At 60.6% G+C, this 17,878-nt stretch carries 11 protein-coding genes and 1 riboswitch; of the genes, 8 read left to right on the forward strand and 3 right to left on the reverse strand.

Annotated features, from left to right (window positions below):
• Positions 1–831 precede the first annotated feature (831 nt).
• From I2I05_RS14190 to I2I05_RS14200, 3 genes are all read left to right on the forward strand, one after another.
• The gene (locus I2I05_RS14190; protein ID WP_196282929.1) at positions 832–2,223 is read left to right on the forward strand and encodes an amidohydrolase family protein; all 1,392 of its coding nucleotides are present in this window, start codon (positions 832–834) and stop codon (positions 2,221–2,223) included.
• A gap of 299 nt (positions 2,224–2,522) precedes the next feature.
• Complete coding sequence (locus I2I05_RS14195) at positions 2,523–2,876, forward strand: ASCH/PUA domain-containing protein (RefSeq protein WP_196282930.1); 354 nt, start codon at positions 2,523–2,525, stop codon at positions 2,874–2,876.
• Between the two features lie 87 nt (positions 2,877–2,963).
• Complete coding sequence (locus tag I2I05_RS14200; protein WP_196282931.1) at positions 2,964–4,121, forward strand: Gfo/Idh/MocA family protein; 1,158 nt, start codon at positions 2,964–2,966, stop codon at positions 4,119–4,121.
• Positions 4,122–4,233: 112 nt separating this feature from the next.
• Here the strand turns inward: I2I05_RS14200 and dxs are convergent, their stop codons facing one another.
• Positions 4,234–6,180 carry a 1-deoxy-D-xylulose-5-phosphate synthase gene (gene dxs / locus I2I05_RS14205; protein ID WP_196282932.1) on the reverse strand — a complete coding sequence of 649 codons (1,947 nt, stop codon included), beginning with the start codon at positions 6,178–6,180 and terminating at the stop codon, positions 4,234–4,236.
• A 334-nt stretch (positions 6,181–6,514) separates the two neighbouring features.
• On the opposite strand from dxs, the gene I2I05_RS14210 reads away from it, so the two are divergent.
• Positions 6,515–9,478, forward strand: a complete 2,964-nt coding sequence (locus tag I2I05_RS14210; RefSeq protein ID WP_196282933.1) for a TonB-dependent receptor domain-containing protein — start codon at positions 6,515–6,517, stop codon at positions 9,476–9,478.
• A 131-nt stretch (positions 9,479–9,609) separates the two neighbouring features.
• Positions 9,610–10,695 carry a lysylphosphatidylglycerol synthase transmembrane domain-containing protein gene (locus I2I05_RS14215; RefSeq protein WP_196282934.1) on the forward strand — a complete coding sequence of 362 codons (1,086 nt, stop codon included), beginning with the start codon at positions 9,610–9,612 and terminating at the stop codon, positions 10,693–10,695.
• Here the strand turns inward: I2I05_RS14215 and I2I05_RS14220 are convergent.
• Positions 10,685–13,264 carry an erythromycin esterase family protein gene (locus tag I2I05_RS14220; protein WP_196282935.1) on the reverse strand — a complete coding sequence of 860 codons (2,580 nt, stop codon included), beginning with the start codon at positions 13,262–13,264 and terminating at the stop codon, positions 10,685–10,687. The two genes, I2I05_RS14215 and I2I05_RS14220, sit on opposite strands and share 11 nt — an antisense overlap.
• Before the next feature lie 161 nt (positions 13,265–13,425).
• Positions 13,426–13,845 carry a hypothetical protein gene (locus I2I05_RS14225; RefSeq protein ID WP_196282936.1) on the reverse strand — a complete coding sequence of 140 codons (420 nt, stop codon included), beginning with the start codon at positions 13,843–13,845 and terminating at the stop codon, positions 13,426–13,428.
• A gap of 179 nt (positions 13,846–14,024) precedes the next feature.
• Between I2I05_RS14225 and I2I05_RS14230 the strand changes: the two genes are divergently transcribed.
• The 3 genes from I2I05_RS14230 (at position 14,025) to I2I05_RS14240 (ending at position 17,589) form a co-directional block, all read left to right on the forward strand.
• On the forward strand, positions 14,025–14,309 hold the full coding sequence (locus I2I05_RS14230) for a LysM peptidoglycan-binding domain-containing protein (RefSeq protein WP_196282937.1): 285 nt from the start codon (positions 14,025–14,027) through the stop codon (positions 14,307–14,309).
• Between the two features lie 312 nt (positions 14,310–14,621).
• A riboswitch (SAM riboswitch) is annotated at positions 14,622–14,737 on the forward strand.
• A gap of 383 nt (positions 14,738–15,120) precedes the next feature.
• Positions 15,121–16,500: an O-acetylhomoserine aminocarboxypropyltransferase/cysteine synthase family protein gene (locus tag I2I05_RS14235; RefSeq protein ID WP_196282938.1), complete on the forward strand. Its 1,380-nt coding sequence runs from the start codon at positions 15,121–15,123 to the stop codon at positions 16,498–16,500.
• 63 nt (positions 16,501–16,563) lie between these two features.
• Complete coding sequence (locus I2I05_RS14240) at positions 16,564–17,589, forward strand: homoserine O-acetyltransferase family protein (RefSeq protein WP_196282939.1); 1,026 nt, start codon at positions 16,564–16,566, stop codon at positions 17,587–17,589.
• Positions 17,590–17,878 lie beyond the last annotated feature (289 nt).

The raw sequence follows: 17,878 nt of genomic DNA on the forward strand, positions 1-17,878 counted from the left end.
CAGGTCCCGCATTGAAATCTGCTTGTGTGAAGAATAGCGTGTTGACAACCACTCCATCACTATTTCGCCTTAGGGTTAAGGTGCTTATGGAATTCGCAACGAATGATATGGTGGCCCCACCACCATTAACAGGGCAATACAAGCCGGGTGTTGCTGATGTTGTGCCGTTGTTAAAATCCTGACTGAGAGTAGTAGAATTTGGGCCCGGATAAAATACAGAAAATTGACCCGAACAGTTTTGTGCGTACCCAACCGTTGTCGAACCGAGCAGCAATAAAATGCCGCTCAAAAAAGTAAGTAGTGTTTTCAAAATGGTAAATAGTTAAAGGTTAACAGCGCAAAACATTCTAAACCAATACAAACATACAAATCATTGTTGGATTACATTGGCCGAGAGCCTCAAATTCTTCTGGAAACGCTCAAAAAAGGCCCAGTAAATCAACTTCCAATGTCGAAATAATCCATGAATCAGACTGATTCGATTTGTAGTATATACTGCAGACACATTATCGAACCATCTAACTACTGGATTATTCTCTTTGGTTCCACGCTTGAACAACTAGTACGCGAAACAGGGCATTCAACCGCTTTCAGCGGTTACTTATCCTATCTATTCGCCTTAAGCTGCTACTCTGTATTTAAACGTCATGCCAGTTGGGTAACCGTAGGAAAAGGGCTATACCAGAATCTGGGTTTTTTCTAAAAAAGCACTGGCAACCTAATTATTATCAAATTGCAAACTCCAATCTGTTGGTCAAACTCTCTTTAATGATTTTAGCTTTCCTCCACCGGACACCTTTTTCTATCAGTTTTCGGCTTTTGGCTACCAGTTTGTTGTTCCTTGCCCTTGGGCCCGGCCAAGCCCAGCAGTTCACGCCGCAGGTGCAGGAGTTCATTGCAGTGAATGCCCCCAGCGTGGCCCTGACCGATGCCAAGGTGATAGACGGAACCGGCCGCCCGGCCCTGCTCCACCAAACGGTGCTGCTGCAAAATGGCCGCATCACGCAAGTGGGCCCTGTGAAAAAAGTGAAGGTACCCGCCGGGGCCCAGGTCATCAACTGCGCGGGCAAAACCCTGATTCCAGGCTTTGTGATGCTGCACGAGCACCTGTACTACACCATGCCGGCGGGCCCGTTTTTCAACATCGCCCAGATGCCTTACTCCTTCCCGCGCCTGTACTTGGCCGGGGGCGTCACCACCATCCGCACGGCAGGCAGCATTGAGCCCCAAACGGATTTGGCTATCAAACGGCTGGTGGGCGAAGGCAAGCTCATCGGGCCGGATATGGACGTGACGGCGCCTTATATTGAAGAGCCCAGCATGGATATCCCAGCCCTGAACACGGTGAAAGGCCCGGAAGACGCGGCCGCCACCACCCGGTTTTGGGCCGATAAGGGATGCACCTCTTTTAAGATGTACATGCACGCCACCCGCGCCGACCTCGCCGCCGTGGTGCGGGAAGCCCACCCACGCAATCTAAAAATCACGGGCCATCTGTGCTCCATCACTTACCGCGAGGCGGCCGAAATTGGGATAGATAACTTGGAGCACGGCTTTATGGCCAGCGCGGATTTTGTGGCCAACAAGGTGGCGGACGCCTGCGAGCCCAATGTGCGCCAAAGCCTGCTGCGCCTGCCCCAGAATAGCCCCGAGATGAAAAGCCTCATCAACTTCCTAGTGAGCAAGAAAGTGGCCCTGACTTCTACCCTGCCGGTGTTCGAGCCCTACACCGACCGTGAAGTGGTGCTGGGCGGCGGGCTGGAAGCGCTGATTCCGCAATTGCAGGAACGCGAAATGGCCACCTGGAAGCAGAACCAGCGCAAGGACACGGCCAGCCTGCGGCTTTTCAAGAAAGAAATGGCGTGGGAAAAGCAGTTTTACGAGGCCGGCGGCCTGCTCGTATCCGGCACCGACCCCACTGGCGCGGGCCGCACCGTGGCCGGCTACGCCAACCGCCGCCAACTCGAGCTGCTCGTCGAAGCGGGGTTCACGCCGGTACAAGCCATCAAGATAAGCACCTTAAATGGCGCCATTTACCTCGGCCGCGAGAAACAGATTGGAACCATCGAAGCCGGCAAGCAGGCCGACCTTGTGCTCATCAATGGCGACCTGGAAAAGGATATCCGGCAGGTGCGCCAGATGGAAATCGTATTTAAAAACGGCGTAGGCTTTGATTCTGCGAAGATTCTTGAGTCGGTGAAGGGCAAAGTAGGATTGAACTAACCCGGCGGGACCCCAGAGGCAGAGGAAAAGCCCTACACTGTGCTAAAAAATCGTTTGGGACTTGATTCGCACGCAGTTGCTGAATATTACTTTCCCTGTTTCCACTTTGTTTATCACTGCGTGAACCATCCTGATTACCTTGCCGTTAAACACTCTTGCACCGAATTATTTTATTACCTTTTGACTATCTTCCTTATTGACCTGCGCCGCCTATGGCGCCTTTGCCCAGTCGCCGATGCCCGCGCAGTGCGCGGCGGTACGCTTGGGGGGCTATTATCTTATTCTTAGCGACCATTCCGATGACTACGAATCTTGCCTTTGCCGAACAATTTGTTCCTCAGTTTCAAATTTCCAACCCAACCCAGCACCAAACCCACGAGCTAAAAATCTGGCCTTCCTGCTTTGCGGCCGTCAAAGCCGGCAACAAGCCGTTTGACGTGCGCGAAAACGACCGCAGCTTTCAGGTGGGCGACCTGCTGCTGTTGCGCGAAGTCGAGCCCGAAAATGAGCAATTCACCGGTCGCACCATCACCCGCTGGATTAGCTACGTGCTGCAAGGCGGCACTTTTGGCATTCAGCCCGATTGGTGCGTGCTGGGCTTCAGCGACCAACCGCCCATCCCGGCCGGCATTACCGACATCCGGCTTTGGTAGCAGCGGCCGGGCCCACGCGGGCCCGGCTCAACCATAACCCGTTGGGGCCAAAGGCGGTAAGTGCAGAGGAATTCACTGCCTTGCCTCATGGACTCGTCTGCTGTTTCCCGCCGCCAATTTCTTCGCCATCTCTCGCTGGCAGCCGGTGCCACGGTCCTGGGGTCGGCGGCGTGGGCGCACCCGTGGCGCGGGCTGGCCGATGAGCTTTTGCCCGCCCGGCCGTTGGGCGTGGCCCTGGTGGGCCTGGGCAAATACAGCACCGGCCTGCTGGCCCCGGCCCTGCAGGAAACCAAGTGGTGCCGCCTGGCGGGCATCGTGACGGGTACGCCCGCCAAAGCGGTGCAATGGCAGCGGCAATACAACATCCCGACCCAGAACGTCTATAATTACCAGACCTTCGACCGGATAATCGACAACCCCGCCATCGACGTTGTGTACGTGGTGCTGCCCAACGCCTTGCACGCCGAGTACGTGGTGCGGGCGGCGCAGGCCGGCAAGCACGTCATCTGCGAAAAGCCCATGGCTACGACAGCGGCCGACGCCCGGCGTATGATTGCGGCCATGCAAAAAGCCGGCAAAAAGCTTAGCATCGGCTACCGGCTGCACTTCGAGCCCCACCACCGCGAAATGATGCGCCTGGGCCAGCAGGAGGTGTTTGGCCCGGTTAAGCACTTGGTGGCCGACAATGGTTTCAAATTTAACAACGACACGCCTTGGCGCGTGAGCAAAGCGCTGGGCGGCGGTGGCCCGCTCCTGGACATGGGCATCTACTGCCTGCAGGGCTGCCTTTACACCAAAGGCCAAGTGCCGGTATCGGTCACGGCGAAATTCACCGCCAAACCCGACCCTGTGCTCTTCAAGGAAGTGGAAGCGGGCGTGAACTGGCAGCTGCAATTTGCTGACGGTGCCGTGGCCGACTGCCGCACCACCTACGCTGAAAACATGGCCAGCCGCCTGCGCGCCGATGCGACCACAGGCTGGGCGGAACTAGCACCCGCCTTTGGCTATGGCGGCATCCAGGGCCGCACCAGCCAGGGCGTAATGAACATTCACAATGTGAACCAGCAAGCCGCCCAAATGGACGACTTCGCCGCCTGCATCATAAACAATAAGCCTACCCGCGTACCCGGCGAAATGGGCCTGCGCGACGTGCAGTTGCTCGAGGCCATCTACCGCGCCGCTGAAACGGGTCAGAAGGTATCGACCAAGGACGTGGCCCTAGTGCTGGACAAGGCGGTGCGGTGAACAGACATGAAACACCATCACGCAGAGCGAAATAGCAGCTTATCAACACAAAGAAGCCCCCGCAGCATCCGCTACGGGGGCTTCTTTTTTCGCTAAAAACGCGGCCAGCAGCCTAGAGGAGCAGCGTAGCTAGGTTGCTAACGGCCACTTTCGCATTCTGGTCGCGCACGGCTTGGGCGATACCGGCGGCATCGAAGCCGCACTCCTTGTACAGCTCGTCCTGCGAGCCGTGTTCCACTACTCGGTCAGGGATGCCGAGGCGCTGCACGGGCAGGTGGAAGCCGTGGTCGGTGAGGAATTCGAGCACCGCCGAGCCGAAGCCGCCGGGCAGGCAACCGTCTTCCACGGTCACGATGGCGCGGTAGCGGCGGGCGATGTCGCGCAGCATTTCCTCGTCCAGCGGCTTGCAGAAGCGCATGTCGTAGTGGCCGGCGTCAAGGCCTTCGGCGGCCAGGGTTTCGGTGGCCTTCACCGCGTAGTTGCCGATGTGACCGATGCTGAGGATGGCCACGCCGCCTTCGGCGCCTTCGCGCACCACGCGGCCCGTGCCGATGGCCACGCGCTGCAGCGGCGTGCGCCACTGCGGCATCACGCCCTCGCCCCGCGGGTAGCGGATGCTGAACGGGCCGGCATTTTCGGGCAACTGGGCGGTGTACATCAGGTTGCGCAGCTCCTGCTCGTTCATCGGGGCCGAGACCACGATGTTGGGGATGCAGCGCATGTAGGCCAGGTCGTAGCAGCCGTGGTGGGTGGGGCCGTCGGCGCCGGCGAAACCCGCGCGGTCGAGGCAGAATACTACGTGCAGGTTTTGCAGGGCCACGTCGTGCACCACCTGGTCGTACCCACGTTGCATAAACGAGGAGTAGATATTGCAGAACGGCACCAGGCCCTGCGTGGCCAGACCGGCCGAGAACGTGACGGCGTGCTGCTCGGCAATGCCCACGTCGAAAGCGCGGTCGGGCATGGCGGCCATCATGATGTTCAGCGACGAGCCCGACGGCATAGCCGGCGTCACACCCATCACCTTGTCGTTGGCCTCGGCCAGCTCCACCATGGTGTGGCCGAACACGTCCTGGTACTTGGGTGGCTGCGGCTTGTCGGGGGTCTTTTTGTAAATCTCCCCCGTGATTTTATCGAACAAACCCGGCGCGTGCCACAAAGTCTGGTCCTTCTCGGCCAGCGCGTAGCCCTTGCCCTTCACCGTCACGCAGTGCAGGATTTTGGGGCCGGGAATGGATTTCAGGTCGTTGAGGATGGTGACGAGGTGCTGCACGTCGTGGCCATCGACGGGACCGAAATAGCGGAATTTCAGCGCCTCAAACAGGTTGCTTTGCTTGAGCAGGGTGGCCTTCATGGCGGCCTCTACTTTGCGGGCAATCTGCTGGGGGTTGGGGCCGAACTTGCTGAGCTTGCCGAGCACGTTCCAGAGCTCGTCGCGCACCTTGTTGTAGGTGCGGGAGGTGGTGATGTCGGTGAGGTATTCCTTGAGCGCGCCCACGTTGGGGTCGATGCTCATGCAGTTGTCGTTGAGGATAACCAGCAGGTTGGAATTGGCCACGCCGGCGTGGTTCAGGGCCTCGAAAGCCATGCCCGCCGTCATGGCGCCGTCGCCGATTACGGCAATGTGCTGGCGGTCCTTCTCCCCTTTGTAGTCCGAAGCCACCGCCATGCCCAGGGCCGCGCCGATGCTCGTGCTGCTGTGGCCCACCCCGAAAGCATCATACTCACTCTCGCTGCGCTTGGGAAAACCCGACATGCCGTGGTAGCGGCGGTTGGTCGGAAATTTATCACGCCGGCCGGTCAAAATTTTATGTCCGTAGGCCTGGTGGCCCACGTCCCACACCAGCTGGTCGTAGGGCGTATTGAAGACGTAGTGCATGGCCACCGACAGCTCAACCACCCCCAGCGAGGCGCCGAAGTGCCCGCCATAGATGCTCACGGAATCGATGATGAAGTCCCGGAGTTCGGTGCTGAGTTGCACTAATTGCTCAGGAGCAAGCTTTTTAAGGTCGTCGGGCGAATCAATCGCGGCGAGCAGCGGGCCGGGTTCAACTATCATCAGGGCAGCGTCGGTGGGATGGTGACGGAGTGTAACCGTCTGACCCGCTAAAAGATTAGCGAACCTCGGCAAAGGTACGACGCGGCGCGAACAGCGGTTGTGACAACCGGGAGAATCCGGCCGTTTGTCGGGGTTCGCGGGTTGATAATCTAGTTTATGGGGTTGAGGCCGGCGTTCGGGGGGACCTTTGCGTATCGGCAAGCCGAATGGACCAGTTTGCGGTTACATCGTTTATAAAGTCAAAAGAAGGGTGCCGGATGCAACCTCCGGCTCGAATTGTGGCACTTTGGCCGCTATGTATTGTATGAAACAGAATTTACCAGCTACTGCTGTCTTGCTGGCTGCCTTAATGGGCACCACCCAATTGGCCGCGGGCCAGCAAAGCCCGGGCGCCCGTCCGGCAGCCCCTTCGGCGCCGACCACTGCACGGGCCGCTACCGGCCGCATCACCGGCACCGTTTCGGAGGCGGGCACGGGCAAGCCGGTGTCGTATGCTACCGTGGCCGTGCTGGATGCCGCTGGCAAAGTGGTGAACGGCGGCGTAGCCGGCGACGACGGCAAGTTTATCCTAGCGGGCATTCCGGCCGGCAGCTACACGGTCCAAATCAGCTTTATCGGCTACAAGAACGAGGAGCGCACTGGCGTGGCAGTGCCCGCCGGCGGTCCCGTTGACCTTGGCACGGTGAGCATGGCCACTTCGGCCCAAAAGCTGGGCGAAGTGGTGGTGGTGGCCCAAAAGCCCCTCATTGAGGAGCGGGTAGACCGCACGGTGTACAACGCCGAAAACGACCAGACCGCCAAGGGCGGCGACGCCTCCGACGTGCTGCGCCGGGTGCCGCTGCTGAGCGTGGACCTGGACGGCAACGTGAGCCTGCGCGGCAGCTCCAACATCCGGGTGCTGATTAACAACAAGCCTTCGGCCATTGCGGCCAGCAGCATTGCCGACGCGCTGCGCCAGATTCCGGCCGACCAGATTAAGAGCGTGGAGGTAATCACCTCGCCTTCGGCCAAGTACGACGCGGAAGGTTCGGGCGGCATTATCAACATCATTACCAAAACCAATACGCTGCGCGGCGGCACGCTGGGCGTGGACGTGAGCGCGGGCACCCGCAGCGCCAACCTGGGCCTGAACGGCAGCTACCGCACCGGCAAAATGGGCTTCTCGCTGAACGCGGGCGGCCGGGCCGGCTACAATATCCGCGGTGGCTTCGAGAACCGCCAGACGACCATCAGCCCCAGCAACCCTTCGGACATCCGCTCGACGCTGCAAACGGCCCAAAACCGCCAGAACCAGGGCGGCGGACGCACCGCCCTGGCCTGGGATTACGACATCAATAAGCAAAATTCGCTGCAGGCGTCGTTCACTTACGGCTTGCGTGCGTCGAACTCCCAGCAGGACCGGCTGACCCGCACCAACCTGCTCTCCTCGTCGAGCCTGCCGCTGGATGTGCGCAACGTGGACGTGGAGGACCGGTCCAATTCGGTGGACGCCAGCCTGAACTTCACCCACCTGTTTGAGAAGCCACAGCAGGAATTCAGCCTGCTGACGCAGTACAGCCGCAACGACCGCCAGAACGATTTCACGAACTCGATTCTGGACGTTAACAACTTCAACACCACCAGCCGGCTGCGCAACGAAAACCCCAGCGCCAACGAAGAATTCACGGTCCAGGCCGACTACCAGTCGCCGGTAGGCAAAACCCAGCTGCTGGAGTTCGGCGCCAAGGACATTTTGCGCAAGGTGAGCAGCGACTTTGCCTTGTTCACGGCACCCGGTTCCGACGGCGCATTTACCCGGGCCACGGGCGGCGCCCTCAACAACGGCTTCAACTACCGGCAGAATGTAGCGGCCGCCTATGCCACTTACACGGTGAGCTTGCCCAAGAATATCACCCTGAAGCCCGGCCTACGCTACGAGTACACGACCATCACGGCCGACTTTAACAACACCGACGAGGTGGTAAGCATTCCCGCCTATGGGGCGCTGGTGCCCGGCGTGAACCTCTCGCGGCGCCTCACCAACGGCAACGTGGTGAAACTGGCCTACAACCGCCGCCTGCAGCGCCCCTCGCTGCAGTTCCTGAACCCGGCCCCGCAGTTCTCCAACTCCCTGATTGTAAGCCAGGGCAACCCTGAGCTGCAGCCCGAATTCACCAACAACTACGAGTTGGGCTATAGCACGCTGGTCAAGCAGGTCAACCTGAACTTCTCGGCCTTTGTGCGCAACACCACCGGCTCTATCCAGTCGGTGCGCAGCCCCCTGCCCGAGGAATTGCGCACTGCCCTCAACGCCCAGCTGGGTCCTGAAGCCCAGTTGGTGCCCGGGGCGCAGCTCGTGAGCTTCGGCAACATTGGCGAGGAAAACGCCTACGGCGGCAACGTGTTTGCTTCGCTTAACGGCAAGAAGCTGAGCCTCAACAGCGGCATCGACGTGTACTACGCCGTGCTGCGCAACAACGTGGCCGACCGCCTCTACAACGCTTCGAACAAGGGCTTTGTGGCCAGCGGCCGCCTGTTTGGCTCGTACAAAATCACCGACCTGTGGGGCCTGCAGGCCTTTGGCTTCTACCGTGGCCGCCAGGTGGAGCTGCAGGGCGAGCAGAGCGGCTTCGGCTTCTACGGCCTAAGCGTGCGGCGCGAATTCGCCAACAAAAAAGGCAGCTTCGGCTTCGGCGCTCAAAACTTCCTGACCCCGTCCATCAAAATTCGCAACGAAATTCGCACCCCCTTGCTAACTCAAAATAGCATCAACGAGCGGCGCCAGCTGAGTTTCCAAGTGAATTTCAGCTACCGCATCGGCCAGCTTTCGGCCGACCAGCGCCCGCGACGCCGGCGCGGCATCAACAACGATGACCTGAAAGGCGACGGTGGCGGCGGTGACTTAGGTGGCGGGGAAGCCCCGGCAGGTGGCGGCGGTGGCGGCGGCGGTGCTCGTCCAGCGGGTGGTGCCCCGGCCGGTGTCCGCCCGGTTGGCGCTCCCGGCACGCGCCCAGGCGGTGCTCCCGGCGCTCCTGCTGGAACGGCGCCAACTGCTCAGCCCGGTACCCAGCCCCTGACTGCCCCAACCGACAGCACCACTACGGACTCGACCAAAACCCTACCGGCCGCGCTGCCAGGCACGGTTCCGGCCCAGCCCCTGCCCACGGTACAGCCCGCCACCCCGGCGACCCAGCAGCGCCCCGCCGCGCCGTTGAACACGCCCGTGAACCCAATTAACAACCCGGCCAACGCGCCTTCACCCGGTACTACCACGCCCGGCGGCATCACGCCGGCCGGCAGCACCGGCGGCCGCCCCTAAGGGCATCGGAGCTGGAAACAAGAACGCCATGCCCGCGCTGCGGAGCATGGCGTTCTTGTTTCCAGCTCGTGCTGAGTATTCATTCCAGCAGGCTACGTCCTACTTTTGCTAAGCTGCCGTCTTTCCCTGCTATGCCCGATAAGCTTCCTACTCTGTCCAAAAACGACGAGAATTTCCTGCAGCGACTGCGGCCGTCGCGCCTCATTCTGCCCGTCGTTATTGGCCTGGGCGTGGTCGCGTTTCTGTTCTATCGCAGCTACAAGCCGGGCGAGCTGGCTCCCTTGCAAAACGCCGATTGGCGCTGGCTGCTGGTGGCCTTGCTGGTGCTGGTGGCCCGCGACCTGGGCTACATCTACCGCATTCGCCACATTGCCGAGGACGAGCTGACCTACCGGCAGTCGCTGGACGTCATCATGATTTGGGAGTTTGCTTCCTGCGTCTTGCCTTCGGGGCAGGGCGGCACGGCGGCGGCGCCGTTTATTCTGGAAAAGGAAGGCATTCCGTTGGGCAAAGGCCTGGCCTACATCATGGTTACGGCCCTGCTCGACAACCTGTACTACGTGCTGATGGTGCCGCTGGTGGTGCTGATAGCCGGGGCCGGGCTCTACCCGCACGAGGCGCTGCAAACGGGCTTTGTGGCCACGCTGCGGGTGGCGTTTGGCGTGAGCTACGTGTTTGTGACGCTCTACGCGGGGCTGATGCTGTACGCCATTTTCGTTAATCCGTGGGCGGTGCGGCGGCTGCTGGTGCGGCTGTTTTCCCTCCCCATTCTGCGCCGCTGGCGCCGCAAGGCCTACCGGCACGGGCAGGAAATGGTACTGGCCTCGATGCAGCTGCGCGGCAACGGGCCGCGCTACTGGTGGCACGCCGCCGTGAGCACGGCCTTTGTCTGGACGGCCCGCTACGCCATTATCGGCTGCCTCATTGCCGCGTTTGTGCCCATGGATGCGGGTACGTTCCTGTTCATCTTCGCCCGCAACATCACCTACAAAGTCATCCTCTTGCTGGCCATCACGCCGGGCGGCGCGGGCATTGCCGAAGGCGCGTTTCCCACGTTTTTTGGCTCTTTCATTGGCACCGCCACCATGACCAGCTTCATGGTGCTGCTGTACCGGGTAGTGACGTATTACCTATACCTGGTGCTGGGCATGGTGTTTTTGCCCCGCTGGGTGGCGCGGGTGTTTATCAAGCGGCCCGCCAAAACCATTACGGTTTAGCGGCGGCTGGTGCGGGAGTTTTAAGAGTTAGGGTAGGAAGTTGGTAGCGGTCCCAAAACTGGGGATGGTAGACAGTATGCCCCAATTGCTCAAATTCGGAAGCCGCATTAGTAGGAGCAGTTTCCAAGGTTGGGGCCAACGCTGGCACCACCGTAAAATACTGCTCAACGGACATCTGGGTGTGAAAGTGGCGGTTGCCGCGCAGCACCCGGCCCACGCTTAGGCCCTGGGCGGCACTGCGGCTCACGTGGTAGCGGCCGTTGGCGCCGCGGGCGTAGTCCACCACGTGGTCGGTGCGGTCGTCGGCATACACACTGGTGTAGAGCTGGGAAATTCCATCCCGGCGCGGGTGGTGCTTGCGGGCAATGGCATTCATTTTCACGGTATCCAGCTCCCACAGCGCCTCGTAGTGCACGACGGCATGGTCCTGCTGGCGCACGAAAAACCGGCCCGAATACCCGGACTGCAGGTAAGTACCCGTGGAGCGGTGGGTGGGCCGCCGCACGGCAAACCCGATGATGTACACCGTCTCACCGCCTCGTTCCACCACGCTGTCGAGCCGCAGGTTGAATTTGCGCCAAGTGCCCGTTTTGAATAGCGGCGAGATACGCACCGGGTCGGCCGTGGAAGTAAAAAAACCGTGGCCGCCCTTTATGAGCGCGCCCGGCTTGGCGGGCGGGGGAAGCGGCTGGCGCACCCGCACTTCGCGCACTTGGTGCTGCTGCCTGGGCCCGCGCATCAGAAAGCCTCCGTTGAAGTCGCGGTGGCCGGCCGGCTCGAAAACTCGACTTACGTACTCTCCATCGTAGCGCAGGGTATCGAAATGGCTGAGCCGGCGGTGCGTGTATACTTCGGCCGCATAGTCCTCCTGCTCATAATTGGTGGGCAAAGCGGCCAGCACTTTTTTCATGATGCGGCGCGGGTCCAAGCTTTCGCCGCGCACCTGCACGTCTTGTAGTTCATAAGCCGCGGGCACCAAACGCACCGTGAGCGGTTCGCCACTGAGCTTGGGCGTGAGCGCCGCTGTGGCGTAGCCTACGCTGCTGATTTGCAGCGCCGTCGTCCCAATCACTCGCAGCGCAAAACGTCCCTGCCCGTCGGCCACGGTGCCCACACCCTGGCCGGGCACCGACACCGAGGCATAGGGCACCGGCTGACTGGTTTTGCGGTCGAGCACGGTGCCGCGTATCGTTTGGCCAGCCGTGCCGGGGCGCACGCGTTGGGGCCGCGCCGCCGGGTTGATGGCCCCCGGTATAGCGCGGGCCAGGGCGGCGGTATCGGCGGGAGGTGCGGGCGCGTTGGGCACCAGTTTGGCTCCGTGCGGCGGGTTCACGGCCCGCAGAAACAGGAAGCCGTCCACTACCTCGCTCCACGGCCCCGTCAGGGGTTTGTATTCAAAGGCATAAGTGGTCAGGGCGCGGCCGGGCGCGTCGTGCTTCAGGCTCACGAAGCTGAACTCGGCGCCCTGCGCCAGCAGTTCCGCCTCCAGCGTGCCGGCGGCTGGCGGTGGCACAGGCTGGTAGCCGCCCATGCCGGCAAAGCCGTGGGTGCCGCCGCCGGCCAGCGTCCCCAGAATATAGACTTGGTCGGGGCCCAGCGCCGCTTTCACGGCGCGGCCCATCGGGCGGAAAGTCTGGATTTCCACATCATTCAGCGCCTCTACTTTATTGGCGAGGTGCGGCAGCGCGGCCCAGCATATCACCTTTTCCTGCGGGTGAGCCCGCAAGTACCAGAGCAGGTTGTCGGCCATCTGGGCGTCGCGCGGGTTGCTGTCGGCGGCCTTGAATTCCTTCTCGTCCTTGGTACCGGAATCGTGGGCTTCGTAGTCGCGGGCCTGGGCCAGCAGGCTGCGCAGGCACTGCTGCCAAAAGGCGGCATCGGCGCGGCGCGCAACGTTGGTGCTGGCAGCGGCTTTGTCGACCAAGCGCTGCGCCTTGGCCATTTCCTTCTCAAAATCAGCCAACTGCGTGGAAGGCAGAAACATGAAATGCTCGCCCATGAAGCTGATGACTTCCTCGAGATAGTCGTAATGCAGCGCGGCTCCACCCTTTTCTTTCGATAGAAATACCTGCAAATCGTCCACCAAATCGCCGGCGTAGCCTTCGCTAAACAGCTGCGGGTCGAAGCCGGCTACGCGCAGTTTGCCGGAGCCTACCAGCGGCAGCACGGCCTGGAATTCCTGGGTGCTGGTCCAGACGCCAAACACGCTGTTCCCCAGTGCTTCCTGGGCCGAATTGCCAGTCTCCAGCGCCTGCTGGGCCTTGCGCAGGTCGTAAAACCCGCTCTCAAAGGCCAGCGTGGTGAAGCCCATTTTCTCCCGCAGGAAGCGAATCAGCCTTGCCTTTGCTTCGAACACGTTGCCCTCGCCGTGGGTGGGCTCGCCGAGCATCACCACGCGCGCCGGGCCAATTTCCTGCAACAGAAATTCCAGGTCCTGGAAGTCGGCATCGGCGGGGTCGATGCTACGCACCACATGCACGGGCAGCGAAGCTGGCGCTTGGGCGCGGGCCGAAAACAACAGACCGCAACACAAAAAAAGGCCGATAAAGCCTTTGAAATTGGTGAGCATGGGCGGCAGAAAAAAGTTGTACCGGGAATTGAGCTTGCCCGGAAGGAGTGCAAACTACCCCCGCCGGTGCTTTTTCACCGAGAAACCAGCTGGCAAAAGACACAAAAAAGGCCCCGAACCAAAACGGTCCGGGGCCTTTTCAAACAAATTTTAGCCGCTACTTATTCAGCTTCGAGCATGAGAGCCGCGCCATCGGCCGACTTCAGGGTGAGCTTGTCGTCGGTGAGGGTTTCCACGGCAAACGTGTTGCTGGTGGCCGAGCCGTCGGGGGTCATGGTGATGGTTTTGCCGGCTTGGTCAAACGTGTATTTTCCCGATACTGCGCCGCTGGCCCCGGTCATGTTGTAGGTACCGTTGGCAAAAATGCGTAGCTCCTCTTGTTTCTGAGCATCGGTCTGCTTCACTTTGTCGCCGCTGGTGTCGGTTTCTTTGGCTGTTTTCCACACCTTGCTATCGGTGCCATATAGCATATTAACGCCTTCTACCTTTCCTTTGTCGCTGCCACAGGCAGTAACAAATAGCGACAGCATCAGCAGCAGGCTGGCGAAATAACGAAGCGAAAAAAGCGACTGGGTTTTCATTGGAACAAGGTTTTGGTGAAAGAAGAGAATGACAAAGCCCAGCAAAGTGGGCTCGTCGGCTTACGGCCCACAGGCAAAAGAGTTTACAACGAAACCCCGCTTCAGCTTGCCCGTATAGGTGCTTTGTTAGCTTGGCCGGTGCCGGCTGGCTATTTTTTTCATTTAATTTGAAACTTTCCATGGGACTTCTTGATTTCCTCAGCGACAAAGGCGAGCAAAAGCCCGTAGAGCCCGCCGCAAAAACAGGTACCGGTGCTACCGATTTTTTTGGTAACGCTGCCAATCCGGCTGCCACTGGTAATTCGTACACCGTGGTAAGTGGAGACTCGCTTTCAAAAATTGCTAAAAACCACTACGGCGACGCCGCCAAGTGGCCACAGATATACGAGGCCAACAAGGACCTCATCGGCAACAACCCTGACCACATCGAAGTGGGACAGGTGTTGACCCTACCTAGTCTCTAGGTACTTTTTTGCAGAAAAAAGGTGAGAAAAGCCACTCTGTTTCAGGGTGGCTTTTTTGTGTTTTAGGGGTTTTGAACGCGGCTCGGTACGCCCGCTCTACTTAGCCGGCGCAGCGTTGCCCCTAGCGCAAATAATTTGTCTGGCAGTGTTCCGTTGCTTCGGGACGCAGCATGCCAAGCGGGCTCCGTGGGCATGCCCATAAGCTCGGCAGCAACTTTTTTTTATGGGCTGCTGCTTGCCCATAAAAAAAATTCGCGCTTACATTTGCCTCACCAACAAGGTACTCCCCCGCTCGCGGCGGGGAAGTTTTATGTTTTATAGAGAAGCGGCGAGAGACTAGGCTCCGTGACCCGCTGGCAACCTTCGACCGCGCGAAAGGTGCCAATTCCTACCCACTCCGGCGCAGGCCAGGGCGGGGAATATGAATCGAGTACCATGGAAAACGCTCCCTCTTCCGCTTTTTTTGTGCCGAATGCTCCGGCTGCTTTGCGCGCCGCAGATTCGGTTTTTTGCATTGTGGCCCCAAGTGGCCCCGGCCTCGCCCCGCGACCGGCCCGAATGCGAATGTGCTGTTGGTGCCCGTGTTGTTGCTAAGCTGATTTCGGCTTAGGCACCCCCTCCCCTCTTTCTGGATTTTTTGGTGGCCCGCTGGGCCCGCCGCCGTCCCTTTTGGCGCCTAGCGGCCGGTAGGGGCCACTCCTTCAGCACGGGCTTTCGGGGTTTTTGCGGCGCTCAACAATGGCCTTTACTAGCTTTTAAGCGCTTTTCCCATTTGTTTTTTCGGTTTTCAACGCTTAATCATACCCCCATTATGTCTGCTTCCCCCTTGCATTTCGAAACGCTGCAACTCCACGCCGGCCAGCAGCCCGACCCCACCACCGGAGCCCGCGCCGTGCCGCTGTTCCAAACCACGTCCTACGTCTTCAAAAGTGCCGAGCACGGCGCCAACCTGTTTGCCCTGAAAGAGTTCGGCAACATCTACACCCGGCTCATGAACCCTACCACCGATGTGTTTGAGCAGCGCGTGGCGGCTCTGGAAGGTGGCGTGGCGGCGCTGGCTACCGGCTCGGGCCAGGCAGCGCAATTCATTGCCCTAAATAACATCCTGCAGGCCGGCGACAACTTCGTGAGCACGGCCTACCTATACGGTGGCACCTACAACCAGTTTAAGGTGGCTTTCAAGCGCTTGGGCATTGAGGTGCGGTTTGCAGACGGCGACAATCCGGCCAGCTTCGAGGCGCTGATTGACGACAAGACCAAGGCCATTTACCTCGAAACTATTGGCAACCCGAGCTACAGCATTCCCGATTTTGAAGCCATTGCCGCCATTGCCAACAAGCACGACTTGCCGCTGGTGGTCGACAACACGTTTGGCGCGGGCGGTTACCTGTTCCGGCCTCTGGAGCACGGCGCGCACATCGTGGTGGAGTCGGCCACGAAGTGGATTGGCGGCCACGGCACCAGCGTGGGCGGCGTGATTGTGGACGGCGGCACCTACGACTTTGGCAACGGCAAGTTCCCGCAGTTCACCGAGCCCAGCGAGGGCTACCACGGGCTGGTGTTCAACGACGTATTTGGCAAGGGCGGGCCGTTTGGCAACATCGCCTTCATCATTCGGGCGCGGGTAGAGGGCCTGCGCGACTTCGGACCGGCCATTAGCCCGTTCAATTCCTGGCAGTTGCTCATCGGCCTCGAAACCCTGAGCCTGCGCGTGGACCGCACCGTCGAAAATGCCCTGAAAATCGCCAATTGGCTGGAGCAGCACCCGCAGGTAGAAAGCGTGAACTACCCCGGTCTGGCCAGCAGCCCCTACCACACCATCGCCCGCAAATACCTGCAACGCGGCTTCGGCGGCGTGCTCAGCTTCCGGCTCAAGGGCAGTAAAGAAACCGCCACGCAATTCATCGACAACCTTAAACTCATCAGCCACCTGGCCAACGTGGGCGACGCCAAAACGCTCATCATTCAGCCCTCGGCCACCACGCACCAGCAGCTGAGCGACGCGGAGCAGCTGGCCGCCGGCGTCACGCCCACGTCGTTGCGCTTGTCATTGGGCATTGAGCATTTCGAGGACATCAAAGCCGATTTGCAGCAGGCGTTCGAGGCCGTTGCCAACACCGCAACCCGCCCCGCGGAAGGCGCATCAGTGGGCGAGCCCGAGTTGGAGCACGCCCAGCCTTTGGAAGTATAGCCCGGCGGCCGGTTGCCCGCCGTTGGCGGGCCGCCGGCCAAAAGCTCCTGATATCGAACCATCATGCAAGACCAGATATTTCATCTCCCCGACCTGCGCCTCGAAAGCGGGGAGATTTTGGCGGGGGCCCACGTGGCCTACCGCACCTGGGGCCAGCTGAGTCCCGACCGCGACAACGTGGTTTGGGTGTGCCACGCTCTCACGGCCAATGCCGACGTGCTGAGCTGGTGGCCCGGCCTGGTAGGGCCGGGCTGCTACTACGACCCCGCCGATTGGTTCATCGTGTGCGCCAATGTGCTGGGCTCCTGCTACGGCAGCACCAGCCCGCTCGATGCCGACCCGGCCACGGGCCAGGCGCGCTTCCAGCACTTCCCCCGCCTGACCGTTCGCGACGTGGTGGCGGCACACGAGGCCCTGCGGCAAGACCTGGGCCTGACCGATATCCACACCTTAATCGGCGGCTCGCTGGGCGGCCAGCAGGCGCTGGAATGGGCCGTGCAGCGCCCCGATTTGTTCGACCACCTCGTGGTGATTGCCACCAATGCCCGCCACTCGGCCTGGGGCATTGCCTTCAACGAGGCGCAGCGGCTGGCCATTGAGGCCGACCCAACCTACGCGCACGGACAGCCCGGCGGGGGCGACGACGGCTTGCGGGCTGCCCGCGCTATAGCGCTGCTGAGCTACCGCAGCTACTCGGCCTACGGCGAAACCCAAACCGACCCCGACGAGGAGCTGCTGCGCGAGCACCGCGCCAGCACGTACCAGCGCTACCAGGGCGACAAGCTAGTGGCCCGCTTTGACGCCTACAGCTACGTGGCCCTGAGCCGAACCATGGACACCCACAACCTGGGCCGCGGCCGGGGCGGGGTGCCCGCGGCCCTGCGGCGCATTGGCGCCCGCACACTGGTGCTGGGCATCACGTCCGATGTGCTGTTTCCGCTCGGCGAGCAGCGGGAGCTGGCCAACCATATTCCGGGCGCTATGTATGCTGAGTTGGATTCGCGCTACGGACACGACGGCTTTTTGCTGGAAACGGCGGCCATCACCCACTTTCTGGAGCGATTCTACGCGCCCACCTTCGCGCATTAAGTCACGTTGCGAGAGCCAGGCTTGGCTTCCACGAAAATAGTGTGCTCACTACGGGGGTTCGGCAGAGCCGTTCTTTTTTAAGAACGCCTCTAGCCAGAAGCTGGCCACAAGCCCTGTCGCAGTGGTGAAGGAGTTGGGGCGGCTCACAGGCTGAACGAGTACGGGCTAGCCGGCGAGTACAAACAGAAGGGCGCCATTCGCACGAATGACGCCCTTCTGTTTGTACTCGCTGCTGTTTACCGCATCGAACCCACGAGGCCGATGGCCCGGAAGCCTGACGGTGAGCTAT

The sequence above is a fragment of the Hymenobacter jeongseonensis genome (assembly GCF_015694725.1).
In the GTDB taxonomy this organism is placed as follows: Bacteria; Bacteroidota; Bacteroidia; order Cytophagales; family Hymenobacteraceae; genus Hymenobacter; species Hymenobacter jeongseonensis.

Coding starts and splice junctions, on each gene's coding strand:
- I2I05_RS14220 (WP_196282935.1), bottom strand. CDS start 13,264: ATGCTCACCAATTTCAAAGGCTTTATCGGCCTTTTTTTGTGTTGCGGT.
- I2I05_RS14195 (WP_196282930.1), top strand. CDS start 2,523: ATGACTACGAATCTTGCCTTTGCCGAACAATTTGTTCCTCAGTTTCAA.
- I2I05_RS14235 (WP_196282938.1), top strand. CDS start 15,121: ATGTCTGCTTCCCCCTTGCATTTCGAAACGCTGCAACTCCACGCCGGC.
- I2I05_RS14225 (WP_196282936.1), bottom strand. CDS start 13,845: ATGAAAACCCAGTCGCTTTTTTCGCTTCGTTATTTCGCCAGCCTGCTG.
- I2I05_RS14200 (WP_196282931.1), top strand. CDS start 2,964: ATGGACTCGTCTGCTGTTTCCCGCCGCCAATTTCTTCGCCATCTCTCG.
- I2I05_RS14230 (WP_196282937.1), top strand. CDS start 14,025: ATGGGACTTCTTGATTTCCTCAGCGACAAAGGCGAGCAAAAGCCCGTA.
- I2I05_RS14215 (WP_196282934.1), top strand. CDS start 9,610: ATGCCCGATAAGCTTCCTACTCTGTCCAAAAACGACGAGAATTTCCTG.
- I2I05_RS14240 (WP_196282939.1), top strand. CDS start 16,564: ATGCAAGACCAGATATTTCATCTCCCCGACCTGCGCCTCGAAAGCGGG.
- dxs (WP_196282932.1), bottom strand. CDS start 6,180: ATGATAGTTGAACCCGGCCCGCTGCTCGCCGCGATTGATTCGCCCGAC.